The 22,936-nt window shown below is 58.0% G+C and carries 23 protein-coding genes, 2 tRNA genes and 1 pseudogene; 18 read left to right on the forward strand and 8 right to left on the reverse strand.

Going from position 1 to position 22,936, the window contains the following annotated elements; translation table 11 throughout:
* Positions 1 to 31 precede the first annotated feature (31 nt).
* Positions 32 to 658: a cyclodeaminase/cyclohydrolase family protein gene (locus M6F29_RS01835; RefSeq protein ID WP_298156949.1), complete on the forward strand. Its 627-nt coding sequence runs from the start codon at positions 32 to 34 to the stop codon at positions 656 to 658.
* Here M6F29_RS01835 and M6F29_RS01840 read toward each other — a convergent pair.
* The gene (locus M6F29_RS01840; protein WP_298156950.1) at positions 655 to 2,292 is read right to left on the reverse strand and encodes an electron transfer flavoprotein-ubiquinone oxidoreductase; all 1,638 of its coding nucleotides are present in this window, start codon (positions 2,290 to 2,292) and stop codon (positions 655 to 657) included. The genes M6F29_RS01835 and M6F29_RS01840 overlap by 4 nt on opposite strands.
* A gap of 112 nt (positions 2,293 to 2,404) precedes the next feature.
* On the opposite strand from M6F29_RS01840, the gene rpoE reads away from it, so the two are divergent.
* The 15 genes from rpoE (at position 2,405) to pgsA (ending at position 16,683) form a co-directional block, all read left to right on the forward strand.
* Positions 2,405 to 3,106 (forward strand): RNA polymerase sigma factor RpoE, encoded by a 702-nt coding sequence (gene rpoE, locus M6F29_RS01845; protein ID WP_298156953.1) that lies wholly within the window; start codon positions 2,405 to 2,407, stop codon positions 3,104 to 3,106.
* Entirely contained in the window at positions 3,100 to 3,615 is a 516-nt protein-coding gene (locus M6F29_RS01850; RefSeq protein ID WP_298156955.1) for a sigma-E factor negative regulatory protein, read from the forward strand. The genes rpoE and M6F29_RS01850 overlap by 7 nt, the downstream gene beginning before the upstream one ends.
* Before the next feature lie 28 nt (positions 3,616 to 3,643).
* Positions 3,644 to 4,633, forward strand: coding sequence for a MucB/RseB family sigma factor regulatory protein (locus tag M6F29_RS01855; protein WP_298156957.1), 990 nt, complete (start codon positions 3,644 to 3,646; stop codon positions 4,631 to 4,633).
* Entirely contained in the window at positions 4,633 to 6,015 is a 1,383-nt protein-coding gene (locus tag M6F29_RS01860; protein WP_298156960.1) for a DegQ family serine endoprotease, read from the forward strand. Before M6F29_RS01855 ends, M6F29_RS01860 begins: the two co-directional genes overlap by 1 nt.
* Positions 6,016 to 6,137: 122 nt before the next feature.
* On the forward strand, positions 6,138 to 7,931 hold the full coding sequence (lepA, locus tag M6F29_RS01865) for a translation elongation factor 4 (RefSeq protein WP_297481085.1): 1,794 nt from the start codon (positions 6,138 to 6,140) through the stop codon (positions 7,929 to 7,931).
* Positions 7,928 to 8,908 (forward strand): signal peptidase I, encoded by a 981-nt coding sequence (gene lepB / locus M6F29_RS01870; RefSeq protein ID WP_297454059.1) that lies wholly within the window; start codon positions 7,928 to 7,930, stop codon positions 8,906 to 8,908. Before lepA ends, lepB begins: the two co-directional genes overlap by 4 nt.
* 12 nt (positions 8,909 to 8,920) lie before the next feature.
* A complete protein-coding gene (rnc, locus tag M6F29_RS01875) occupies positions 8,921 to 9,592 on the forward strand; it encodes a ribonuclease III (RefSeq protein WP_297454056.1) in 672 nt (223 codons plus the stop codon).
* Positions 9,593 to 9,594: 2 nt separating this feature from the next.
* Positions 9,595 to 10,473, forward strand: coding sequence for a GTPase Era (gene era, locus M6F29_RS01880; protein ID WP_298156964.1), 879 nt, complete (start codon positions 9,595 to 9,597; stop codon positions 10,471 to 10,473).
* Positions 10,463 to 11,191, forward strand: coding sequence for a DNA repair protein RecO (recO, locus tag M6F29_RS01885; protein ID WP_298156967.1), 729 nt, complete (start codon positions 10,463 to 10,465; stop codon positions 11,189 to 11,191). Before era ends, recO begins: the two co-directional genes overlap by 11 nt.
* Positions 11,188 to 11,913, forward strand: coding sequence for a pyridoxine 5'-phosphate synthase (gene pdxJ, locus M6F29_RS01890; RefSeq protein WP_298156969.1), 726 nt, complete (start codon positions 11,188 to 11,190; stop codon positions 11,911 to 11,913). Before recO ends, pdxJ begins: the two co-directional genes overlap by 4 nt.
* A complete protein-coding gene (gene acpS, locus M6F29_RS01895) occupies positions 11,910 to 12,290 on the forward strand; it encodes a holo-ACP synthase (RefSeq protein WP_297454044.1) in 381 nt (126 codons plus the stop codon). Before pdxJ ends, acpS begins: the two co-directional genes overlap by 4 nt.
* Positions 12,287 to 13,309 (forward strand): beta-N-acetylhexosaminidase, encoded by a 1,023-nt coding sequence (nagZ, locus tag M6F29_RS01900; protein WP_298156972.1) that lies wholly within the window; start codon positions 12,287 to 12,289, stop codon positions 13,307 to 13,309. Before acpS ends, nagZ begins: the two co-directional genes overlap by 4 nt.
* Positions 13,310 to 13,312: 3 nt before the next feature.
* The gene (locus M6F29_RS01905) at positions 13,313 to 14,275 is read left to right on the forward strand and encodes a cation diffusion facilitator family transporter (RefSeq protein WP_298156975.1); all 963 of its coding nucleotides are present in this window, start codon (positions 13,313 to 13,315) and stop codon (positions 14,273 to 14,275) included.
* Positions 14,272 to 16,095, forward strand: coding sequence for an excinuclease ABC subunit UvrC (gene uvrC / locus M6F29_RS01910; protein ID WP_298156977.1), 1,824 nt, complete (start codon positions 14,272 to 14,274; stop codon positions 16,093 to 16,095). Before M6F29_RS01905 ends, uvrC begins: the two co-directional genes overlap by 4 nt.
* 12 nt (positions 16,096 to 16,107) lie before the next feature.
* Positions 16,108 to 16,683 carry a CDP-diacylglycerol--glycerol-3-phosphate 3-phosphatidyltransferase gene (gene pgsA / locus M6F29_RS01915; RefSeq protein ID WP_297456592.1) on the forward strand — a complete coding sequence of 192 codons (576 nt, stop codon included), beginning with the start codon at positions 16,108 to 16,110 and terminating at the stop codon, positions 16,681 to 16,683.
* 8 nt (positions 16,684 to 16,691) lie between these two features.
* Here pgsA and M6F29_RS12500 read toward each other — a convergent pair whose 3' ends face one another.
* Positions 16,692 to 17,135, reverse strand: a complete 444-nt coding sequence (locus M6F29_RS12500; protein ID WP_524537698.1) for a CZB domain-containing protein — start codon at positions 17,133 to 17,135, stop codon at positions 16,692 to 16,694.
* Between the two features lie 12 nt (positions 17,136 to 17,147).
* Positions 17,148 to 17,819, reverse strand: a pseudogene (locus tag M6F29_RS12505) (methyl-accepting chemotaxis protein); the annotation flags it as partial.
* Positions 17,820 to 17,961: 142 nt separating this feature from the next.
* On the opposite strand from M6F29_RS12505, the gene M6F29_RS01925 reads away from it, so the two are divergent.
* Together M6F29_RS01925 and M6F29_RS01930 are read left to right on the forward strand one after the other, a co-directional pair.
* Positions 17,962 to 18,037: transfer RNA gene (locus tag M6F29_RS01925), tRNA-Gly, on the forward strand.
* A 17-nt stretch (positions 18,038 to 18,054) separates the two neighbouring features.
* A tRNA-Cys gene (locus tag M6F29_RS01930) sits at positions 18,055 to 18,128 on the forward strand.
* Between the two features lie 14 nt (positions 18,129 to 18,142).
* Here the strand turns inward: M6F29_RS01930 and M6F29_RS01935 are convergent.
* From M6F29_RS01935 to M6F29_RS01955, 5 genes are read right to left on the reverse strand one after another with little or no spacing between them, the layout of a single operon-like run.
* The gene (locus M6F29_RS01935) at positions 18,143 to 19,087 is read right to left on the reverse strand and encodes a PA2778 family cysteine peptidase (protein WP_298156981.1); all 945 of its coding nucleotides are present in this window, start codon (positions 19,085 to 19,087) and stop codon (positions 18,143 to 18,145) included.
* Positions 19,080 to 19,475 carry a PA2779 family protein gene (locus tag M6F29_RS01940; RefSeq protein ID WP_297485304.1) on the reverse strand — a complete coding sequence of 132 codons (396 nt, stop codon included), beginning with the start codon at positions 19,473 to 19,475 and terminating at the stop codon, positions 19,080 to 19,082. Before M6F29_RS01940 ends, M6F29_RS01935 begins: the two co-directional genes overlap by 8 nt.
* A gap of 42 nt (positions 19,476 to 19,517) precedes the next feature.
* A complete protein-coding gene (locus M6F29_RS01945; protein WP_298156983.1) occupies positions 19,518 to 20,294 on the reverse strand; it encodes a hypothetical protein in 777 nt (258 codons plus the stop codon).
* Entirely contained in the window at positions 20,291 to 21,430 is a 1,140-nt protein-coding gene (locus M6F29_RS01950; protein ID WP_298156985.1) for an MBL fold metallo-hydrolase, read from the reverse strand. The genes M6F29_RS01945 and M6F29_RS01950 overlap by 4 nt, the downstream gene beginning before the upstream one ends.
* Complete coding sequence (locus M6F29_RS01955; RefSeq protein ID WP_298156986.1) at positions 21,423 to 22,883, reverse strand: flavin-containing monooxygenase; 1,461 nt, start codon at positions 22,881 to 22,883, stop codon at positions 21,423 to 21,425. The genes M6F29_RS01950 and M6F29_RS01955 overlap by 8 nt, the downstream gene beginning before the upstream one ends.
* Between the last annotated feature and the right edge of the window lie 53 nt (positions 22,884 to 22,936).

Genomic DNA, 22,936 nt, shown 5'->3' on the forward strand with positions numbered 1-22,936 from the left:
GCACGCGCGGGAAGCACCGATTTCAGGAGTGATGATGACGACACAATCCATTGCGGATTTTTTGGAAGAATTGGCCAGTGCAACGCCGACCCCTGGGGGGGGCGGTGCCGCAGCCTTGATGGGCGCCATGGGCGCCGGTTTGATCGCCATGGTGGCCCAGGTCACGGTGGGCAAAAAAGGGCAGGATACGCAGTTTCCGGAAATGGAACGGCAAATCGGGGAGGCGGATGCGCTGCGCCGGGAGTTTACGACCATGATCAGCGCTGATGCGGCGGCTTTCGATGGGCTGATGAGCGCTTTCAAGTTGCCCAAGGACAGCGTGGAAGCCATCGATCGTCGTGCAGCCATCATCCAGCAGGGGTATCAGGCCGCCACGGAAGTCCCCCTGTCCTGCATTCGCGCCTGTTTGCGCGGCCTTGCCCTGGCGCGCCGTTCGGCCGAGCAGGGGCATCGCAATGTGCTCAGCGACAGTGGGGTGGCGGTTCACGCGCTGCTGGCAGCACTTCGAAGTGCCATTCTCAATGTCCAGATCAACGTGCCGGCCATCAAGGATCAGGCTTTCGTCGATGCTGCCCTGAATGAGGTCCGGGCGGCAGAGGAGGAGGCCGGTGCCAGCGCGGGGATGACCTTGGCTGTGGTCATGGCCCGTCTGTCCTAGAGGTTGGGGTATTGAGGGCCGCTTCCGCCTTCGGGAGGAACCCAGCGGATGTTCTGTTGGGGGTCCTTGATATCACAGGTCTTGCAGTGGATGCAGTTGGCCGCATTGATTTGCAGGTGTCGTTCCGGCGTGCCTGAGTTCACGATCTCGTAAACGCCTGCAGGACAATAGCGGGTTTCCGGCGAGCGATAGATTTCCCAGTTGACGGTGAGGGCTTTTTTCGGGTCAGCCAGAATCAGGTGATCCGGTTGGGTTTCTTCGTGGGTGGTTTGCGCCAGAAATACCGAAGAGGGTCGATCGAAGGTCAGTTTGCCATCGGGTTTGGGGTAGGGTATGGGGGTACAGGCGCTGGCGGCGCGCAGGGTCTGATGATCGGCGTGGGCGTGAGAAAGCGTCCAGGGCGCCCGGCCACGCCAGACCCAGGTGTCCAGGGCCGCATGAATCAGGCCGGGGATCAGCCCCCAGCGGAAACCGGGGCGCAGGTTGCGTACGGCTTTCAGTTCCTGGCCGACCCAGGAAGTGCGCAAGGCGGGTTCGAAAAGGGTGCATTCCGTTCGTTGCGGGCGGTCATTCAGATGTTCGTAAAGGGATTCTGCGGCGATCATTCCTGATTTGAGCGCGGTGTGACTCCCCTTGATTTTGCCGACATTGAGAAACCCTGCGCTGTCTCCGATCAGAATCCCGCCCGGGAAACTGAGACGGGGAATGGACTGCCATCCCCCTTCGTTGAGCGCGCGGGCTCCATAGGCCATCCGCCGCCCTCCCTTGAACAGGCCGCGCAAGGCCGGGTGGGTTTTAAAGCGCTGGAATTCTTCGAAAGGATCGAGGTAGGGATTCGTGTAATCCAGTCCGACCACGAACCCAACGGACACCCGCCGGTCATCCAGATGATAGATCCAGGACCCGCCGTAGGTATGGGAGTCCAGCGGCCAACCGACCGTATGGGTGACCTGTCCGGGGTGGTGCAGGGGCGAGTCCACTTCCCAGATTTCCTTGAGTCCCAGACCATAGGTTTGGGGTTGGGCGTCCGCAGACAAGGAAAAACGTTCGTTCAACTGACGTGCCAGAGATCCCCGGCAACCTTCTGCAATCACGGTCTGGCGGGCTCGCAACTCCATCCCAGGCTGAAAGCGGGCACTGGGTTGACCATTCCTGAGTCGCCCCACATCGCCCGTCAATACCCCCTGAACTTCCCCCTCGGAGCCCAGCAATAGGTCCGTGGCTGCAAATCCGGGGTAGATTTCCACGCCCATGGCTTCGGCCTGGAGGGCCAGCCATTTGCACACCTCCCCCAAACTGACGATATAGTTGCCCGCATTATGGAGTTGCGGTGGCGTGGGAAGACGGCAGGCACGGCGTTCGGACAGCAATAAAAACCGGTCTTCCGTGACAGCGGTGATCAGGGGGGCACCGCGCTGTTTCCAGTCGGGAAAAAGTTCGCTGAGGGCGCGGGGCTCCATGACGGCACCGGAAAGGATATGGGCGCCCACTTCGGCACCTTTTTCCAGGACGCATACGGAAAGTTCCTGGCCCCGGGTCCGGGAAAGTTGCTTCAGGCGAATGGCACAGCCCAACCCGGCCGGGCCCGCGCCCACAACGACCACGTCATACGTTAAACTGTCTCTTTGGGTCATGGATCATGGCAGAGGAATCAAAGTGGGTAATTATACCCACACTTGGGGAACCAATTGGATGAGGAAATGGTCCACGAATGACAGGACATGAAACCACAACAAGGAAGATGCCATGCCCCCCCGAACCTCTGCGCGTGTGTTATCCCTGGCTGCCCACCCGGTCGAGTGGCCCCCGCTAGGGGCACCTGAGGCTCAGGAGACCGTGGCTTTGGCCCCCAACCCCACAGAGCGGGAAATCGACCAGCAGTTGGTGGAAAGGGCACAGCGTGGGGATAAACTGGCTTTTGAATTATTGGTCATCAAGTATCAACGCAAGTTGCTTCGTCTGGTGGGAAGATTGGTTCGTGATCCGGCCGAAGCCGAGGATGTGACCCAGGATGCCTTTATCAAGGCTTACCGCGCATTGGGTTCCTTTCGTGGAGATTCGGCTTTCTATACCTGGCTTTACCGTATCGGCGTCAATACCGCAAAAAATCATCTCATGAATCAGGGGCGCCGCATGCCCACCTCCATCGGCGTGGAAGAAGCCGAATACATTGAAGGCAACGATCTCCTTCAGGACATGAATACCCCGGAGGCGGAGTTGTTGAGTCGCGAGATCGCACGCACCGTCAACGACAGTATGGACGACCTCCCGGAAGAGTTGAAAACAGCCATTCGCTTGAGAGAAATCGAAGGGCTGTCCTACGAAGACATTGCAACCGTGATGAATTGTCCGATTGGAACGGTGCGTTCCCGCATATTCCGGGCCCGGGAAGCCATTTCGCATAAATTGAAACCCTTGTTGGAGGTTTTGGGGAGCAAAAGATGGTAATGGAAGATATGGAACTGGAGCGCCTGTCGGCGGCCATGGATGGTGAACTGGACGATGAGAAACTGCCCCGCTTGCTGGGGGGGTGCCGTCATGATCCAGCCTTGCAGGAATCGTGGTACGCCTTCCATTTGATCGGCGAGACCCTGCGTGACCCCCAGTTGCCCCCGGTACGTCTGCACAGTCGGATAGCCCAGGCGCTCAAGGAGGAACCGACGGTGCTGGTGCCCAAGTCCCCCGTGGGCTCCGCGCCGCTGGATGGAGCAACGCAGCGTCGCTGGCTGGCCATGGCTGCCGCCATTGCCGTCGTGGTTTTGACCACGGCCTTGCTCCGGCCCAGTTTGCCCGCCAACCCGGTTATTGCCCAAAACGGACAAAGTACGCCTGCCTCGGTTGAAAACAGTGTTTCCGACAGGGATATCCAGACCTTTGTCGCATTGCATCGCCAGGGTTCTCCCTTGTCCGAGTTTCAAACTGTCGATTACACGCCACAAACGATTGCTCAACGATAGTGGGTTCGGGAAGAGCGGTTTCTCAATCATGAAGGCATTTGGCAAGGGGATCATTCCCGTCATTGGATTGCTGGTCAGCGGGGTGGCGCAGGCCGGATCCGAGCCCGTTGGCGACCCGCTTTCCCTGCTCAGTCAGTTGAGTCATGCCGCCCATGATCAATCCTACAGCGGTACCTACGTGGTTCAGCGGGGCAGTGAAATGGAGTCGTCCAGAATCGTGCATGCCCATATTCACGGAGAGGAACTGACCCGCGTCGAGGTGCTGGATGGGCGTCCCCGGGAAATCATCCGGGATGGCAAGGAAACCCGCTGCTATTATCCGGTACAACACAAGATTCGCATCGAGAAAGGTTATACCCGACATCTCTTTCCCGCCCTGATAGAAGTTCCCTATGAGCAATATCTCCGGTTTTATGACATTTCCCGGGTGGGGATGAATCGCGTGGCAGGCCGTGAGTGTCAGCGCATCCTGCTCAGGGCACGGGATCGCCAGCGCTTCGATCACGAGTTCTGTGCGGACGTGGACACGGATCTGATTCTCAAGGCAGTGACCTACGATCAACACCATGACCCTCTGGAAACCTTGCTCTTTACCGAAGTCTCCGAGGATGATCACGCATCGCCGGAACTCCTGAAATCCACCTATCCGGATTCGGCTCAATGGAAAAAGGTTTTTTTCCCTCCTCCCGTGGCGGACCATCTGCCCTATCAGTGGCGCATTCCGGCCCTGCCTTCGGGCTTCAGTCAAATACTGCAGATGTCCATCCAGACATCAGCGGTGCCGGGCGCGCCCTTCGAGCATCTCGTGTTTTCCGATGGATTGTCTTCCTTTTCCATCTTCATCAGGCCATTGCAAGGGGAAGACTTTCACCCGTTTCAGGCCCGACTTCAATCCAGTGCGCTCAGTTACTATTCCGGGACAGTTGGGCAACATCGCATCGTAGTGGTAGGGGAAGTGCCTCAAGAGGTCGTCACTGCCATTGGACAATCCATGACCATAACGGAGGAAGCACATTGATGAAACGATTGTTACTGATCGGACTACTGGTGTTGAGTACGGGACTGGCGCAGGCTGAAAATCTGCCTGACTTTACGGACATCGTGGATCATGAATCCAATACGGTGGTCAATATCAGTGCCGTTACCAAGGCACATCCCGAAGAAGAGGGCAACTCGAGGGTTCCCGAACACGACCCCATGCTCGAGTTTTTTCGAAACTTCGGGATACCCGTGCCTGAAATGGGGCCCCAGGGGCCAGGGATGGAATCCAGTTCCATGGGGTCTGGTTTCATCATTCGTCCGGATGGTTACATCCTGACCAACGGTCACGTAGTTCAGGGCGCAGATGAAGTGACCGTCAAACTGCTCGACAAACGTGAATTCAAGGCCAAAGTCATCGGCATCGATCCCAAGACCGATGTGGCCCTGCTCAAGATCAACGCCACTGGTTTGCCCACGGTCAAAATCGGGGATCCCGCCAAAGCCAGGGTGGGCGAGTGGGTGGTGGCGATCGGTGCGCCCTTCGGTTTCGAGAGTACCGTGACCAAGGGCATCATCAGTGCCAAGGGACGGTCTCTGCCCCAAGAAACCCTGGTCCCGTTCATTCAGACCGACGTGCCCATCAACCCCGGTAATTCAGGGGGGCCGCTCTTCGATATGAAGGGTGAGGTGATTGGTATCAATTCCCAGATCTACAGCCGGACAGGGGGATATATGGGATTGTCTTTTGCCATCCCCATCGATGTGGCCCTTCAGGTGTCCGACGAACTGCGTCTGCATGGCAAGGTGAGTCGGGGTTGGTTGGGGGTCGTCATTCAGGAAGTGACCAAGGAACTGTCGGATTCCTTTGGCTTGCCCAAGGCAGAAGGTGCACTGGTGGTGTCCGTGCAGAAAGGGTCTCCGGCAGAACGGGCCGGCATTCGTTCCGGCGATATCATTCTCCGTTTCGACGGCAAGGCGGTGAACAATCAGACCGACTTGCCGCGTATCGTCAGTGCGGTCAAATCCGGTTCCGAGGTTCCTGTCGTGATCTGGCGTAAGGGCGCCGAGCATTCGCTGCACGTGCTGGTGGGAAATATGCCCGCCGAAAAAATTGCTCAGACTGAAGGCAGGGGAGCAACTCAAGGGGGAAAGCCCGCCGGGCCAGCAGCCCGATTGGGGTTGGCAGTGGCGGACCCGGAGGCGGGAGAGGAGGGGGTCGTCATTGCCGGGGTGCGGGGCGAAGCGGCGCAGGTCGGCCTGGAACCGGGCGACCAGATTCTCTCGCTGAACAACAGCGAGTGTCATTCGGTTCAGGAATTCAACCAGTTGGTGGGGAAACTCAAGGGGCCAGTGCGCGTGGCATTGCTCGTCAAGCGGGGGGATAGCCCACCGGAATTCGTTACCCTTCTCCTGCAGTGAGTCCCAACAGTATGACTATTCTGGTTTTCAGGCTAGAATAGCGGGTCTGTGGGCGCTGCTCCAGCGCTCCTTACCCGGAAGGGCATCGCAGGATGCCCTTTTTTGTCTACACAGGAAGCAGGATGTCATTGATTCGCAATTTTTCTATCATTGCCCACATCGATCACGGCAAGTCTACTTTGGCAGACCGGTTGATCCAGTTGTGTGGCGGTTTATCGGCCCGGGAAATGGAAGCTCAGGTCCTCGACAGCATGGATCTGGAACGCGAGCGAGGCATCACGATCAAGGCCCAGACCGCTGCCCTCAAGTACAAGGCTAGGGATGGCCAGACCTATCACATCAATCTGATCGATACCCCTGGGCACGTGGATTTTTCCTATGAAGTATCCCGTTCCCTGGCTGCCTGCGAGGGAGCCATCCTGGTGGTGGATGCTTCTCAGGGGGTGGAGGCTCAAACCGTCGCCAATTGTTATACCGCCATCGAGCAAGGCGTGGAAGTCTTTCCGGTACTCAACAAGATCGATTTGCCCTCCGCCGAACCCGAGCGGGTGATGGCGGAAATCGAGGATATCATCGGCATTCCGGCGACCAATGCCCTGCAAATCAGTGCCAAAACCGGACTTGGCGTGGAAGAGGTGCTGGAAGCCGTCATTGCGCGCATTCCTGCGCCCAAGGGATCTGCGGATGCTCCGCTCAAAGCCCTCATCATCGATTCCTGGTTTGATAATTATGTCGGGGTGGTGATGCTGGTGCGGGTGATGGAAGGGCAATTGCGTCCGCGCGACAAGATACTCCTGATGTCCACGCACTCGACCCATCTGTGTGAGCAGGTCGGGGTGTTCACGCCCAAATCGTTGTCCCGGGAGAGCCTGAGTGCCGGGGAGGTGGGGTTCGTCATCGCGGGTATCCGGGAATTGCAGGCGGCTCGGGTCGGGGATACCCTGACGCTGGCACTGCGTCCGGCAGAAACCGCCCTGCCTGGTTTCAAGGAAATCAAGCCACAGGTGTTTGCGGGGCTCTATCCCGTAGAGACCAACCAGTACGAAGCACTTCGTGATGCGCTGGAAAAACTTCGCCTGAATGATTCATCCCTTCATTTCGAGCCGGAAACTTCACAGGCCCTGGGGTTCGGATTTCGCTGTGGCTATCTGGGGCTGCTCCACATGGAAATCGTTCAGGAACGATTGGAGCGCGAATATGACGTGGATCTCATCACTACGGCACCCACCGTGGTTTATGAAGTGGTCATGCAGGATGGGAGCCTGGTGGAAATCGAGAACCCGGCACGATTGCCTGATCCTTCCAAGATCGCCGAGATTCGGGAACCCATCATCACGGCCACCATGTTGTTGCCGCAAGACTATGTGGGACCTGTGATCACCCTGTGTAATCAGAAGCGCGGGGTTCAGATGGACATGCAATACTCGGGGCGTCAGGTGGTTCTGACCTATGAGTTGCCCCTGAATGAGGTGGTCATGGACTTCTTTGACCGACTCAAATCCGTCAGTCGCGGCTATGCTTCCCTGGACTACGAATTCAAGACCTTCCGAGCGGCCGATTTGGTCAAACTGGATATCCTTATCAATGGAGAGCGGGTAGATGCGCTGTCCCTGGTGGTTCATCGGGCCAACAGTCAGTACCGAGGGCGGGAACTGGTGGCCAAGATGCGTGAGTTGATCCCCCGTCAGATGTTCGACGTGGCCGTTCAGGCAGCGATCGGTGCCCACATCATTGCGCGCGAGAACGTCAAGGCCCTGCGCAAGAATGTGTTGGCCAAGTGCTATGGAGGCGATATTTCGCGCAAACGAAAGTTGCTGGAAAAACAAAAAGCCGGGAAAAAGCGTATGAAACAGGTGGGCAGTGTGGAAATTCCTCAGGAAGCCTTCCTGGCCATCCTGCAAGTGGAGAACAAATGATGGATCTGTTTTACTGGGGGATCGCAGGCCTCATTCTGTCCGTGCCCGTGGTGGGGTGGGATTTATTCTCGCGTGGGCGTCGGACCGCTCCGGGTCCGGCTCTGAACAATCTGATTCAGGGGGCCTGGCTGCTCGTGTTCGTGTGCGGGTTTGGTCTCCTGCTCAAGATCACCGGATTTTCTGAAATCCTTCTCTCCGCCAGTGTTCTGACGGGGTTGGTGGTGGGTTGGGACTGGTGGCGCTGGCGCCGGGGCGGACGGACGGAAGCCCATCAGGATGCACCCTGGCTGGAACTTTCCAAAAGTTTCTTCCCGGTCATCCTGGCGGTGTTCGTGGTCCGATCCTTCCTCTTCGAACCTTTCAAGATTCCCTCGGGGTCCATGATTCCCACCCTGCGCATCGGCGACTTCATCCTTGTCAACAAGTTTGATTATGGTCTGCGTCTGCCTATCACCAATCGGGTGTTCATTCCCGTGCACCAGCCGCAACGGGGCGATGTCATGGTCTTCAAGTACCCGAAGGATCCTTCCACCAACTACATCAAGCGGGTCGTGGGGTTGCCGGGAGATGTGGTGACCTACATCAACAAGCGTCTGATCATCAATGGTCAGGAAGTGCCCACCCTCCCTGACGGGACTTTTGGGGATGTGGATCAGCCCCTGACCTATGCCACATTCAACCACTATACCGAGAAGTTGGGGACCCACTCTCACGAGATGATTACCCTCGAGGGGCAAGTTCCCGTATTTCTCGCCGAGGTTCGCAATTTCCCTTTCCGTTCGGCGTGTGTGTATGGGGATGAAGGATTTACCTGCAAGGTTCCGCAGGGGCAGTATTTCATGATGGGGGACAACCGTGATCGCAGTTCGGACAGCCGCTACTGGGGTTTCGTGCCAGATGAAAATATTGTGGGCAAGGCGGTACTGGTGTGGATGAACTTTCAGGATCTCCACCGGATCGGGCGTTCCATTCCATGATGCGGACCTGACGTGACTTCTCCGACCGGTTTGGAACAACGCCTGGGTTATGCTTTTCAGAATGCGGCCCTGCTCAGGCAAGCCCTGACCCACCGCAGTCACTCTGCCCTGCATAACGAGCGATTGGAATTTCTGGGAGATGCCGTCCTCAATCTGGTCGCTGCTCAAGTACTCTACGAACGCCATCCGCACTGGAATGAGGGGGAGTTGAGCCGTGTTCGTTCGCTTCTGGTCAATCGGGAAGCCCTCTTTCGCATGGCCCAGTTTCTTGATCTGGCCCCTCTGATCCGATTGGGCAGTGGTGAACTGCAGGGCGGGGGAAGACAGCGTTCCTCCATTCTGGCGGATACCGTGGAAGCTCTCTTTGGCGCTCTCTACCTGGATGGAGGGTTGAGCGCGGTGATTACGCCCATTACCCGTCTTCTGGAGCAGGCCGGACTGGATTCCGATGCGCTTCGACAAGGCGGCGACAAGGATGGAAAAACCCGTCTCCAGGAATGGCTGCAGGCGCGCCATCACCCCCTGCCTGTCTATGAACTGCTGGCCCGCGAAGGGGCGGATCATGCTCCTCGCTTCCGGGTCCGTTGCCAGGTGCAGGGCAGGGAAGCCACGGGGGAGGGAGGAAGTCGGCGCGATGCGGAACAGCAGGCCGCCCTCCATATCCTTCAACAACTGGAAACCTGATCATGCGTGTCGGTCGAATTGCCCTGGTAGGGCGTCCCAATGTAGGGAAATCCACGCTGCTCAACCAGTTGGTGGGGCAGAAGTTGAGCATCACTTCGCGCCGGGCACAGACCACCCGTGTCCAGGTCCAGGGGATCCTGACTCTGCCCGAAGTCCAGATGATCTTTGTGGATACCCCGGGTTTTCAGCAGCAGCATGGGGGTATGCTGTACCGCGCCATGAATCGGAGTGTGACCGATGCGCTGGGAACGGTGGATCAGGTGGTCATGGTGGTGGAAGCCCTGCGCTGGACACCGGAAGATCAGGCCATTCTGCAACAAATCCCGGCGGGGATACATCCCTTGCTGGTGATCAACAAGGTGGATCGGGTCACTTCTTCGGAGCGGATGATCCCCTATTTACAGGCGCGGCAGGAAGAAACGCGGTTTTCCGCCATTTTTCCGGTCAGCGCCCTGCAGCGTTCCTCCCTGGATCCCCTGCTCCGGTATCTTGGCCAACAATTGCCGGAAGGTCCGCTCCAATATGAGCCGGATCAGGTCAGCGACAGGACGGAACGCTTCTTTGTGGGAGAGTTCATCAGAGAACAACTTTTTCGCCAACTGGGAGACGAGTTGCCCTACGCAACGGCGGTGATGATCGACCGGTATGTCCAGGAAAAACGTTTGATTCGAATCGAAGCCACGCTGTTGGTGGACAATCCGGGTCAGAAAGCCATCCTCATCGGTCAGCAGGGCAGTCGTCTCAAGGCCATCGGCACCGCCGCCCGCCTGCAAATCGAAAAGTTTCTGGAGTCGAAGGTCTATCTCGGTTTGTGGGTCAAGGTCAAGAGCGGTTGGGCTGAGGACGGGACCTTGCTCAAACAACTGGGTCATGACTTCTGAAAGACGCGGGACGACCCACGAAGATCAGGGCTTCGTCCTTCATACCACGCCCTGGCGCGAAACCAGTCTGGTGGTGGAGGTTCTCACCCCGCACAACGGACGGCTTTCCCTGGTGGCCAAGGGAGTTCGCCGTCCCCGCGCTGCCCTGCGCGGGGTTTTGCAACCGTTCCAGCCCCTTCATCTGGTCTGGTACGGCCAGGAAGGATTACGCATTCTGAAAAGCGCCGAATGGCAGGGTGGACAGCCCTTGTTGCAGGGACGGGCGTTATTCTGTGGTTTCTATCTCAATGAATTGCTCTTTCGCATGATGGTTCCGGAGGACAATCAGGAACTTCTGTTCGAGTCTTACCGACGGGCCTTGGCCCGTTTGGCGCGGGAGTCGACACAAGAGCCCATCTTGCGGACTTTCGAGTATGAATTATTGCAAAGTCTGGGGGTCGCCCCGGTCCTGGATCGGGAATCCCTGACGAATCTGCCCGTGATTGCTGAAGTTCTGTATGGTTTGGACCGGGATGGTGCAGTCATCCGGCTCGGTCCGGACCCGGAGAATGCAGTACAATGCCACGGCAAGACCTTGCTGGACATGGCCAAAGGTGACTATGGAGACCCACGTTCCGTCCTGGAATGCAAGCGGGTCATGCGCTGGTTGCTTCAGGTTCATCTGGGCGGGCAGGAGTTGCACACCCGTCGTATTCTTCAGGAGATTCCCTCGTTATGATCCAACTGGGCGTAAATATCGATCATATTGCCACGCTTCGTCAGGCTCGTGGCACCCGTTATCCCAGTCCGGTGCGGGCCGCGTTGCTGGCTGAATATGCCGGCGCTGATGCCATTACCCTGCACCTGCGCGAAGATCGACGGCACATTCAGGACCGCGATCTGGAAATTCTGCGCGAAGTGTTGACCATCCGGATGAATCTGGAGATGGCGGTGACCGATGAAATGTTGGCCATCGCAACCCGTATCCGGCCTCATGACGCCTGTCTGGTGCCGGAACGGCGTCAGGAATTGACCACGGAAGGGGGTCTGGACGTGGTTCAGCAGTTCGAACGGGTACGCCATGCCTGTACGGTTCTGGCGGCTGCAGGCGTGCGCGTTTCCCTGTTCATCAATGCGGATCGGGATCAACTGGAAGCGGCACGGGCTGCGGGCGCGCCGGTGGTGGAGTTGCACACCGGGCAGTATGCCGAAATGGACGGAGAAGAAGAGATACAAAAGGAACTGGAACGGATTCGCAGCGCAACCGAACTGGGCACCCGTCTGGGTTTGCGGGTCAATGCCGGACACGGACTGAATTACCACAATACCCGTCCGGTTGCGGCATTACCCTTGATTCGTGAGCTCAATATCGGCCATGCCATCGTGGCTCATGCCCTCTTTGTGGGCTGGGAAAGCGCAGTGCGTGAAATGAAGGCCCTCATCCTCGGGGCGACGACATGATATTGGGCATGGGGGTGGATCTGGTTTCCCTGGAACGGATCGACGGGGTATGGAAGCGCCATGGCGAACGCTTTCTGAAGTACCTGTTGACCCCGGAGGAACGGGTTCAATTTTCCCGACAAGGAGCCCCGGAACGCTTTTTGGCCAAACGTTTTGCTGCCAAGGAGGCATTTTCCAAGGCGGTCGGGACGGGTATGCGTGCACCGGTTCTGTGGCGGTCCATTGGTACCACTCACAATGAACTGGGCGCACCCCAACTGGTATTCGAGGAACCGCTCGAAACCTGGCTGCAGGATAGAGGGATTACCCGAACCTGGCTGTCCATCACCGATGAAAAATCTCATGCGTTCGCTTGTGTGGTCCTGGAGGGAACATGAAGCCGGGACCCGTGATGCTGGATGTGGCCGGGCTTGAACTTCGGCCTGAAGAAAAGGATCTCCTGCGCCACCCCGCAACTGGGGGAGTCATCCTTTTTTCGCGTAATTATGAGAATAGAGCGCAGGTTGCCGATTTGATCCGCTCTCTGCGTGCCGTGCGTCCCGAATTGCTGGTGGCGGTAGACCACGAGGGGGGCAGGGTACAACGGTTCCGTGCCGAGATGACGGTGCTTCCAGCCATGGGGCGCGTGGGCGCCCTCCATGCCCAGGATCCCGAACGGGCCGAAGGATGGGCTACCGATTGTGGAACTGTCCTCGCCTGGGAATTGATTCAACTGGGAGTCGACTTTTCCTTTACCCCGGTGCTCGATCTTGATTATGGACGCAGTGCGGTGATTGGAAATCGTTCCCTGCATCGTGAGCCAGCACGCGTTGGTGCGCTGGCCCAAGCCCTGGTGCGGGGCTTGCAGGGACAGGGCATGCGCGCGGTGATCAAACATTTTCCCGGTCATGGCTATGTGACCGTGGATTCCCATCTCGGTTTGCCTGTGGATGAGCGCGCCTGGGCCGAACTGGAAAACGCGGATCTCATCCCGTTTCGGGCGCTGCTGGACTGTCCAGGGGTAGGTGCGCTCATGCCCGCGCATGTCCTGTATCCTGCCATCGCACCGGAACCTGCCGGATTTTCCCCCTTCTGGTTGCAGACCCTGTTGCGCCAACGCTGGGGATTTGACGGCATGATCATCAGCGATGACCTCACCATGGGGGGGGCCGTCTCCTGGGGCGGCGGGGCGGCGGAGCGTAGCCACCGGGCCCTGGATGCGGGTTGCGATGCCGTGCTGGTGTGCAACGATGCAGCGGCAGCCGGGCAGGTGCTGGAAAGTCTGGAAAAAATGACTTTTTCGCCGCTGCTTGCAGGGCGCTGGATGAAAATGCGCGCGACCTCCGATGGGTCACTCTTCCAGCGTGAGCGAGACTATCACGAGGCACGCCAGCGCCTTCAAGACAGGGACGGGTAACCCATGGGGCAGGGGCATCATTCTCATTCCCACGGACCGGGAGGACACCGGAGTCACCCGAAGGAAGGAGGAACGCAGGCGCACCTGCATCATGATCCTGCGGACCACGTCCACCACGGCGCTCGTCCGGCCACTACCAGAGCCATGCTGACCGCCCTGATCCTGACGGTTGCCTTTGCCCTGGTGGAGGCTTTTACGGGATGGTGGTCGGGGTCCCTGGCGTTGCTTTCCGATGCGGGCCACATGGTTTCCGATGCGCTGTCACTGGGCTTGGGGACACTGGCGGTCTGGATCGGCAAGCGACCGCCTACCCAACGTCACAGTTATGGTCTGCAGCGGGCAGAAATCATTGCTGCGGCCATGAACGGGTTGCTGCTGCTGGGCGTGATTGGCGTGATTTCGATAGAGGCTTTCGAGCGCATCACCCACCCTTCACCCGTCCACCCTTTTCCCGTGATGGGAGTCGCCGTGCTGGGGATGATATTGAATATCCTCAATGGCTGGATATTGTCACGCATGGAAAAAGGACTCAGTACCCGAGCCTTGCTGATCCATGTGCTGGGAGATTTTCTGGGTTCTCTGGCTGCCCTGATTGCGGGTTTCATCATATGGCAAACGGGATGGATGCCCATCGATCCCATTCTTTCCCTGGTCGTCGCTGGCCTGATGCTCAATTCCACTTTTCAGATCCTGTCGGAATCGGTGCATGTCCTCATGGAAGGCGTGCCCAAAACGATTTCATTGCATGAGGTCGGTGAACAACTGGCGCACACGCCCGGGGTCATCGCCGTCCACGATCTGCACATTTGGACGTTGACTTCGGGCATGATGGCACTGTCCGCGCATCTGGAGGTGGAGGTGCTGGCCGACTGGCCAGAATTACTGACCCTTTTGCGGGCCCGCCTGATTCACCAGCACGGCATCGAACAGATTACCCTGCAACCGGAATTGCGTCGCCCTGCATGACCAGACCAGACACGCTGGCCGACTACCGGGCCACGCTTCCCAACCAGCCTGGGGTCTACCGCTATTTCGACCACCAGGGGAAATTGCTCTACGTCGGCAAGGCGCGCCAATTAAAACGGCGCGTGGATTCCTATTTTCAGCGGGAATCGGAAAATCCGCGCATTCGTTTGCTGGTTTCGCTGATCGCCTCCATCGAGGTGACCCTCGTGACCTCCGAAACCGAGGCTCTTTTGCTGGAAAGCAATTTGATCAAAACGCATCGGCCCCGCTTCAACATCGTTTTTCGGGATGACAAGACCTATCCCTATCTGCAGTTGAGTGCCCACGAATTCCCTCGACTTTCCTGGTATCGCGGAAAACTGCACCCTCCCCATCGCTACTACGGCCCCTATCCCAATGCCTGGGCAGCCCGCTCCGCACTTCAGTTTCTACAAAAATTGTTTCTTTTAAGAACATGTAATGAAAGCACTTTCAAGAACAGAACCCGTCCTTGTCTCGAGTACCAGATCAAGCGGTGTTCTGCGCCTTGCGTCGGATTGATCGGGGCCGCCGAGTACGCACTGGCCATTCAGCAAACCGAAGATTTTCTCAAGGGAAAGGAGCAGGGGATTCTGGATGGCCTGCGGACCCGCATGAATCAGGAAGCCAGCGCCTTGAATTTCGAGAATGCAGCGCGTCTGCGTGATCGCATTGCCCTGATTCAACAGGTACTCACCCAGCAAACCGTTTCCACCGGGGTGGCACGGGATGTCGACATACTGGCTCTGGTGTGCCAGGAGCAGCAATTCGTCTTGAATTTGACCATGATTCGCCAGGGTCGCCATATTGGTGACCGCAACCTGTTTCCCGATCATGCAGAAAGCGCCTCGGCGGCCCAGGTCCTGGAGGCCTTTTTGACTCAACATTACGGGGAATACCCCCCTCCTGACCAGATCATTTCCAATCATCCTGTGCCTTCTCCTGAACTGTTGCAGTGGATGGGTGAAAGAATCGGGCGGCGTGTTTCATGGGTCCAGGCTCCGCGCGGAATGCGCCGCGTCTGGCTGGAGGGCGCGCTGACCAATGCGCAACAGGCCTGGGCTCAGCATCAGTCGCAGCGTTTGCACGAGGAACAACGCCTGCAGACACTGCAACAGGTGTTGGCGCTGGACTCTCCCCCTCTGCGCATGGAATGTTTTGACATCAGTCATACGCAAGGCGAGGCAACGGTGGCCTCCTGCGTGGTGTTCCAACACGGTCGCCCCCACAAGCCATCCTACCGCCTATACCACATCGACGGTATCACCCCCGGAGATGATTATGGTGCCATGCGCGTTGCTCTGGAACGACGTTATCGAGATCGGGGCGAATCGCTTCCGCTGCCCGACCTCCTTCTGATCGATGGCGGCAAAGGACAACTTGCCGTGGCTGCCGAGGTATTGCGGACCCTGGATCTGCAGATCCCCGTATTGGGTATAGCCAAGGGACCGGCCCGCAAGGTTGGCGCAGAAACCCTGTGGATACAGGGTGATGCGACAGAACGACATCTGGCTCCGGAAAACCCCGGTTTTCATTTGATCCAGGCGATCCGCGACGAAGCCCATCGTTTTGCCGTTTCGGGACACCGCCAGCGCCGTCAGAAACGCCAGGAACATTCTCTTCTGCAGGATATTCCAGGCATCGGAGAGAAACGCCGGCGTCTCCTGTTGCAGCAATTTGGAGGGTTGAGGGGGGTGGAACGGGCCAGCGAGGCGGATATGGCCGCAGTCCCTGGTATTGGGGATGCGCTGGCCCGCAAAATATATGCGACTTTACATGGCGTAACGGACAGGAATGGGTAGAATGAGCACATCATGCTGATGACCATTCCCAATCTGCTCACGCTGTTTCGCCTGCTCCTGATCCCACTGTTCGTGGGCGTGTCCTATTTTCCGGATCATTGGCTGGCTGTTCCTTATTCCGGACTGGCTGCAGCGGCCCTTTTCGTGCTTGCTGCCCTGACCGATGCCTTCGATGGTTACCTGGCGCGTCGCCTGAACCAGACTACCGCTTTTGGGGCTTTTCTCGATCCCGTGGTAGATAAACTGATGGTCATGGCCGCCCTGATCGTTTTGGTGGATCTGCAGCGCGCTCCCTCGGTGCTGGCCCTCATCATCATCGGGCGGGAAATTACCATTTCCGCCTTGCGCGAATGGATGGCCCATCTCGGCAAGAGTGCCAACGTCGCCGTTTCTACTCTGGGCAAAGTAAAAACTGCGGCACAGATGCTCGCAATCCCTTTCCTGCTGTACGATCACCCCCTGTTCGGCTTCATTCCCTGCCACTGGATCGGTTCCGTTGCCCTCTGGGTGGCATCCGCACTGACCTTGATCTCCATGGCTTACTACCTCCAGATGGCGCTCAAGGCGGGAGCTGCCACCCGCACTTGAGGCGTTCCCTAATGTTCCTGGGGGGCGCAAAGAATGTCGCTGTGCGCTTCGCTGCTGGCCGCCATCTTTTCAAGCCCCGCCATCACTTCCCGACTGGCGCTCTCCATCTTCTCCACATGACTGGTCACCAATGCATGCTGCCCCTCTTCATGGGCTTTCAGAGCACGAAGGGCATGATCGTGCACCTGGACGTGGGGCGCATCGATATCGCTGTAGCCTGGGAATTTTGAGAAATTCGCGCGTCCTTCCCCCTCGTAATACCATTTGCCCAGACGGCATTGGGTATGATTGGAAAACTGGTGGGACTTTTCATGGGAGATTCCGAGCAAGACCCGGTAAACCTGAAACTTGAAGGCCACATGATCGATCTTGGCCAGTTCACAGAAGGCGCGCAGGGCCGTTGCGGCGATGGCTTTTTCCATGCTGCTGGAGATATCCAGGACAGAGCGCATGGTGCTGGCGGTTTCTTGACCCTCGCGACTGTAGTCCACGGATTGTTGGGCTAACTGGGTCATCTGGGTGCGGCTGATGGAACTGTCAGAACGAATCTGTTCGACCAGACGAGAAATTTCTCCGGTGGCATTGGCCGTCCGCTCTGCCAACTTGCGCACCTCATCGGCAACCACCGCAAATCCGCGCCCCTGTTCGCCAGCCCGGGCGGCCTCGATGGCTGCATTCAGGGCCAGCAGGTTGGTTTGGTCGGCGACTTCCTTGATCAACTGGATGATCCGTATGATTTCCTGGGCTCGTCCATCGAGACGATCCACCTGCTCTGCCGTTTTCTGGGAGGCCGAGGACAGGGCGACCAAATTGGTGGAGATCCTTTCCACGGCGGAACGGCTGGTGATCGAGACGCCTTGGGCCTTGACCGCTTGTTCTTCCTCTCGATGCATGGATTCGGACAATCCCGCAAAACTGGTTTGAACATCCGCGATGGACTGTCCGAAACTGTCCAGGTGACGGAGCAAGGACTGGTTGAGTGCCAACTCCTGCACTTTGGATTGCAACTGACGCTCCTTGTCCGCCAGCATTCCTTGCAGACGTTCCACTTCCGACTGTTGTTGCTCCAACTGTTGCTCTAGCCCACGACGTTCACGGTGCCACGCCTCATCATTCTTTTTTTTGGAAAAAAACATGGATCCTCCAGATCATGATGTCATATGGGGGCTGCATGCCAAGCCCCACGGGTAATGTACCACTATTGACCGGGCCTGAGATCACTAAATATGAACGAGGATTTGACGCCAACTCGAGAGATGGTTAGAATGTCGATCTTTCGCGGGAGTAGCTCAGTTGGTAGAGCGCAACCTTGCCAAGGTTGAGGTCGCGAGTTCGAGACTCGTCTCCCGCTCCATTTTCATTCTTTCCCCAGGCGCGATAGCAAAGCGGTTATGCACTGGATTGCAAATCCATGTAGGTCGGTTCGACTCCGGCTCGCGCCTCCACACCATTCTTCACCTCATTTTTCCTGAGCCTCATTGATTTCCTTCAGGGTTTTTTCATAGAAAGAACGGTGGACCCCCCCCAGGGACAGAGCCCGGCTGATCGCTTCACGGGCGGCAGGAAGGTTTCCCATGGCGCACCAGGTTTCCGCCAAATTATTGAAAGCATCTCCTTCCAGGGGATGTGCCTGGGTGACTCTCTGGTAATCCTCCAGCGCTTCCGGGTAACGATGGGCCTGAAAAGCCAGTGCACCCAGTCCCATCCACGCGCGGTAACTTTCCGGCCAGCGCGTCAGGGCATTGTGATATCCCTGCGCGGCCAGGGCAGGGGCAAACTTTTCCAGGGGCGCAATCTGTGTCAGGTAGGTATCTTCTGTCGCGCTGGCGGGCACGGTGCCTGCTGCAGTAATGACCAGAGCCCAATTTCCTCCCGGGCCCCAGGATTTCTCGAATTCAGAAAAAATCTCAGACCGGCGTTCTTTCATTCCGGAGTGAAGCCACAGGGTTTGGGTGGGCAGGTCGTATCCGATGACCACGGCATAGTGCCAACTTCCTTCCAGTAATCCGATCTTCTGCAGGATCAGCACCGGGTGATCGTGGGCGATTTCCACCAGTAGCGCGCTCAGGTTGGGCGGCAGAAGAAAGGGAATGAGGCCCTGCTGACGGGTTGCCCCGATCAGGTCCAGAGGCAGGGAGCCGTGCAGGTCGGGAGAGTACACATGCGGAGCCAGTTCCTGGGGAGAAACCGGATGTCCCGCCCAGGAAAGGCTACTGGCCAATGCCGCTGGTCCGCACCAATCCTTGTCGTCCGGAAAGAAAGGTACCCGGGCAAGCATGACTGTGGGCGGGAGTGCCGAAGGCAACTCGGGAAGCGGGGGATGCGAGGCGCACCCGGCCAGCAGGAGGATCAGCGCCGCCCAGGCACCTGAACGGGTCAGCCGGCGCTGGAACGACTCAAACAATCAGAACGAGCAGGATCGCGACCAACAAGATGATGATGATGTCCGTGGTGGTCAAACTGGAGAAACTTCCCCCTGCCGGCATTTCCCGAATTTTATTGGCCAGACTCCGTGCTTCACTGTCACTGAGCAGAGAGAGACGCTGAGCCGTAATGATCGAACCCAGACCCAGTTCCTGGATCTTTTTCTGTACTTCGGCGCGGTCTACAAAGCGTTGCACAGCCTGACGGTCTTCATCGGGGGTCAGCGGTCGGGTCGCGTCGGCAGGGGCGGGACTGGGGGCCGGGTTGAGTTGGGTGCTGGGAATGAGTTCGGCATGAGCAACCAGACTTCCACCCAGCAAGGTGAGGGAGCAGAAATTGACGATTACGGTACGAATCCATGGTTTCATGACACTCTCCTTTCAAGCAGACCAACCCATTGTAACCGACTCTCAAGGGGACGACAACAAGAGGACGGTCAATGGGGCAAGCCCATCCAGGGTTGCCTGAATATGCCCGGAATCCTTGAGAAAATAGACCCCTGAATAACTCCCTGTGGTGATCCAGTGATGAGGTTCGATGGGGAGACCACGGTCACGACATTGGCGAAGAAAGGGTTGAAGGAGGGCGCGCGGGTCCCCCGCAGGGTTGCTGGCGGGGAATTTGGCCTGTTCGTGGCCTTCCACCAGGAGCGAGACGCGCGGAGTCAGATAAGGGAAATCCGGATCGTAAGGTGCGGATTCGCCCAGAAAAAGTGCGCCATGGTTCTGAAGGTCGGCCAGTTTCCAAAATTCGGGGATATGGGGCCAATCCAGAAAACGACTGGAAACCACTTCGATGGCACAGGCCATTTCAAGGATACCCTCACGAAAAAATGTTTCTTCGGGCAGGAGTTTTTCCTCTTCGAGGACTTGCGGCGAAAGGCGGAAGGCCAGTTCCACCTCCAGGCCCCGGACAATCCGGGCGGGAGTGGACCAATGAGAACGGGCGGTTTTGAGCGCCGTGCACGGTAAGGGGGAACCCCATACCGCCCCCTCGGGATCGACACCTGCCTTCCAGGCGCCGATGGGTTCCTTCAGATGGGTCAGAATGGCTTCCTGCAGTTGGTAGGCATCGGCGATGCTGGTGGGACCATGCGCGGGCACGGGCAGACAGCGATGATCGATCCGGGCTCGGGCGAGGTCCCGGGAGAAGGAGTCCCATTCTTCGTGGCGTGGTGCATCGGTCATGGAGTCCTCGGCGTAGTCAGGGAGAGCAGGGGGAGAGAATAGGTCATGACTTGCCCCAGGGAAAGAACCGTGAAGTCGGCAGGGGGAATGTTTGCCTGCTGCAGGGCTTTATCAAGGTCCTGGGGCGGTTGATCGGGGTTTTCATCGCTCAGGGGGAAGGTTCCCCAATGGATCCCGATTGCGCGCTGGGCATGAACGTCGGAGAAGACCTTGACGGCTTCCGCTGGATCCACATGAAAGGGGCGCAGGTACCAATGCGGTTGATAAGCCCCGATGGATATGGCGGCCAGATCGAAATAACCGTACTTGATCCCGATATCGCGGGTGTCTTCGGAATGTCCCAGATCACCGGAAAACCAGAAACGGAAATGGGGAAACAGCACGGCCCAGCTGCCCCATAGACTCTCATCCTTGTCGAACAGGCTGCGGGTAGCCCAATGTTGCACGGCGTCGAAATGGAATTCGACCGGTCCTTGTCGCCCCGGCAGGGTGACGTGTTGGTCCCAGTTCAATTCCAGTACCCGTGAACCCGGGTCAGCCCCGGGGATGGGAACATTATCGAGAAACCAGGTTCGGTTGCCCAAAGGCAGCAGAAACCGGGGGGGGCCGCCACGCTGACGGGCCAGGGCACGCATACTGGGCAAATCCAGATGATCGTAATGGTTATGGGAAACCATCACCACGTCGATATGGGGCAAATCCACCAGGGAAACGCCAGGGAGTTGGTAACGTCTGGGACCGAGAGGCGGGAGGGGGCTGGCATAATCGGAAAAGATGGGATCGAACAGGATATTCAGTCCGTCCATCTGAAGCAGGAGGGTTGAATGACCAATCCAGGTGACTTGCGGGGCCAGTCCGGGGTGGGCCAGGGCCTGGAGATTGACAGGCACCGGCTGGGGCGGATGATCGGAGGCATGATCCAGTTCGCGCCACCAGTGGGTGAGCAACCATTGAAAGAACCCGCTGCGCGGAGCCGGCATCGGGTAACGGTTCTGATATTCCAGGCCTGTCTTGAGTGCAGGACGGGAGGGAGTGTCGTTGACGATGGCGAGTTCATCCGGGTGTGCGAAAAGTGGGATCAAAACCAAACCAAGTCCACACAGGCTCATCCGGATCAGGTGAGGAAGTTTAGGCATAGTCGAAGTCCTTGGCATCAAAATGACGAGTGCGCCACCAGTAACTCAGGGAAAATCCTGGCCAGAGCGCGGTATTGCGCCCCGCAGGGTCCAGATACCAACTTTGGCATCCCTGCATCCAGAGCGTCTTTTTCGAACGCTGGTTCATCTCTTCCGTAAAGGTCGCATACGCCTGCGCACGCACCTTGAACTCATTTTTCCCCTGCGCCGCGACATGGGCCAGAGCCGACTGGATCCAGCGTGTCTGGCACTCGATCATGAACACGATGGAATTATGACCCAATCCGCTGAAGGGGCCCGTCAGCAGAAAAAAATTGGGGAATGAAGGCATCATCATCCCCAGATAAGCACTCCGTTGCGCCTTCCAGAAATCTTCCAGCGTGAGACCGTTTTCTCCCTTGAAAAGACTGGCCATGGGGTTATCCTGATACCGGAATCCAGTCGCCAGTACCAGGGCGTCCAGGGCGTAGCGGGCACCGGTTTCGGTCACCAGGTGGGCAGCTTCGATGTGCTGAATGGGGTCTGTTTCGAGGGTGACATGGGGAAGTTCCAGGGTGGACCACCAGGTATCGGAGAGCAGGATGCGTTTGCACCCCATGGGGGTCCTGGGCATGATTTTCTGGCGCAGTTGGGGGTTGCTGACCTGATGGGCCAGGTCTCGCCGTACCCCTTTTTCGATCCGGCGCATCAGACTTGGCCAGAGGAAAGCCAGTCCCTTGAGTTCGCGGGCGAGGTAGAGCCAGGCGCGGTATGCCCTGCGCAGAAAAGGTAACTTTCCGAGAAGCCTGCGGGTGCCAGTGGCGTAGGGATGATCCTTGCGGGCCACGACCCAGGGTGCCGTGCGCTGAAAAATGACCAACTGCGCGACCTCCGGTGCCAGTGCCGGCCCCACCTGAATGGCAGAGGCCCCCGTACCGATCAGGCCGACCCGCTGTCCTTTCAGATCCCGATCCCTGGGCCAACGGGCGGTATGCAGAAGCGGCCCGGTAAAATTTTCCAGGCCCGGCAAATCGGGCCAGGCCGGTTCGCTCAAAGGACCGACTCCCGCCACCAGAAAGCGGCAAGTCAATCGACTGCCATCGTCGAGTTCGACCTGCCAAAGTTGTTCCCGTGCCTGCCAGGAGGCAGATCTGACCTGTGCCCGATAGCGTATTCGGGCACCCAGCGAGTGCGCCAGATGGGCCAGATAGGCTTCAATCTCCGACGCTTCCGCATATTTGCGTTGCCAGTCCCAGGGCGGGGCGCAAGAGAGAGAGTACAGGTGAGAGGGGACATCGCAGGCGCATCCGGGATAACGGTTGTCCCGCCAGGTTCCGCCGGGGGATTGTGCCTGCTCCAGCACGATGAAGTCTTCCTGTCCGTCATTCATGCGCTGAAGGGCGAGGGACAGTCCGGCAAAGCCCGTACCAATGATGATGAGCGGCCAATGTTCGAGGGGGGGCGAAGCAGTCATGAGTGAATCGGATTGGCGCACCATGGGAATTCATGCGATGATTACGGGGCTAT

Origin of the sequence: Ferrovum sp., assembly GCF_027317285.1 — a bacterium.
GTDB lineage: Bacteria > Pseudomonadota > Gammaproteobacteria > Burkholderiales > Ferrovaceae > Ferrovum.

What these genes read in the sequence shown, in the direction of transcription:
- acpS (WP_297454044.1), top strand. Translation starts at nt 11,910, where the DNA reads ATGATATTGGGCATGGGGGTGGATCTGGTTTCCCTGGAACGGATCGAC.
- lepB (WP_297454059.1), top strand. Translation starts at nt 7,928, where the DNA reads ATGATGGATCTGTTTTACTGGGGGATCGCAGGCCTCATTCTGTCCGTG.
- M6F29_RS01860 (WP_298156960.1), top strand. Translation starts at nt 4,633, where the DNA reads ATGAAACGATTGTTACTGATCGGACTACTGGTGTTGAGTACGGGACTG.
- M6F29_RS01835 (WP_298156949.1), top strand. Translation starts at nt 32, where the DNA reads ATGATGACGACACAATCCATTGCGGATTTTTTGGAAGAATTGGCCAGT.
- M6F29_RS01905 (WP_298156975.1), top strand. Translation starts at nt 13,313, where the DNA reads ATGGGGCAGGGGCATCATTCTCATTCCCACGGACCGGGAGGACACCGG.
- lepA (WP_297481085.1), top strand. Translation starts at nt 6,138, where the DNA reads ATGTCATTGATTCGCAATTTTTCTATCATTGCCCACATCGATCACGGC.
- pdxJ (WP_298156969.1), top strand. Translation starts at nt 11,188, where the DNA reads ATGATCCAACTGGGCGTAAATATCGATCATATTGCCACGCTTCGTCAG.
- uvrC (WP_298156977.1), top strand. Translation starts at nt 14,272, where the DNA reads ATGACCAGACCAGACACGCTGGCCGACTACCGGGCCACGCTTCCCAAC.
- M6F29_RS01840 (WP_298156950.1), bottom strand. Translation starts at nt 2,292, where the DNA reads ATGACCCAAAGAGACAGTTTAACGTATGACGTGGTCGTTGTGGGCGCG.
- M6F29_RS01850 (WP_298156955.1), top strand. Translation starts at nt 3,100, where the DNA reads ATGGTAATGGAAGATATGGAACTGGAGCGCCTGTCGGCGGCCATGGAT.
- era (WP_298156964.1), top strand. Translation starts at nt 9,595, where the DNA reads ATGCGTGTCGGTCGAATTGCCCTGGTAGGGCGTCCCAATGTAGGGAAA.
- M6F29_RS01855 (WP_298156957.1), top strand. Translation starts at nt 3,644, where the DNA reads ATGAAGGCATTTGGCAAGGGGATCATTCCCGTCATTGGATTGCTGGTC.
- nagZ (WP_298156972.1), top strand. Translation starts at nt 12,287, where the DNA reads ATGAAGCCGGGACCCGTGATGCTGGATGTGGCCGGGCTTGAACTTCGG.
- M6F29_RS12500 (WP_524537698.1), bottom strand. Translation starts at nt 17,135, where the DNA reads ATGCGCTCTGTCCTGGATATCTCCAGCAGCATGGAAAAAGCCATCGCC.
- rpoE (WP_298156953.1), top strand. Translation starts at nt 2,405, where the DNA reads ATGCCCCCCCGAACCTCTGCGCGTGTGTTATCCCTGGCTGCCCACCCG.
- M6F29_RS01955 (WP_298156986.1), bottom strand. Translation starts at nt 22,883, where the DNA reads ATGACTGCTTCGCCCCCCCTCGAACATTGGCCGCTCATCATCATTGGT.
- recO (WP_298156967.1), top strand. Translation starts at nt 10,463, where the DNA reads ATGACTTCTGAAAGACGCGGGACGACCCACGAAGATCAGGGCTTCGTC.
- pgsA (WP_297456592.1), top strand. Translation starts at nt 16,108, where the DNA reads ATGCTGATGACCATTCCCAATCTGCTCACGCTGTTTCGCCTGCTCCTG.
- M6F29_RS01945 (WP_298156983.1), bottom strand. Translation starts at nt 20,294, where the DNA reads ATGACCGATGCACCACGCCACGAAGAATGGGACTCCTTCTCCCGGGAC.
- M6F29_RS01950 (WP_298156985.1), bottom strand. Translation starts at nt 21,430, where the DNA reads ATGCCTAAACTTCCTCACCTGATCCGGATGAGCCTGTGTGGACTTGGT.
- M6F29_RS01940 (WP_297485304.1), bottom strand. Translation starts at nt 19,475, where the DNA reads ATGAAACCATGGATTCGTACCGTAATCGTCAATTTCTGCTCCCTCACC.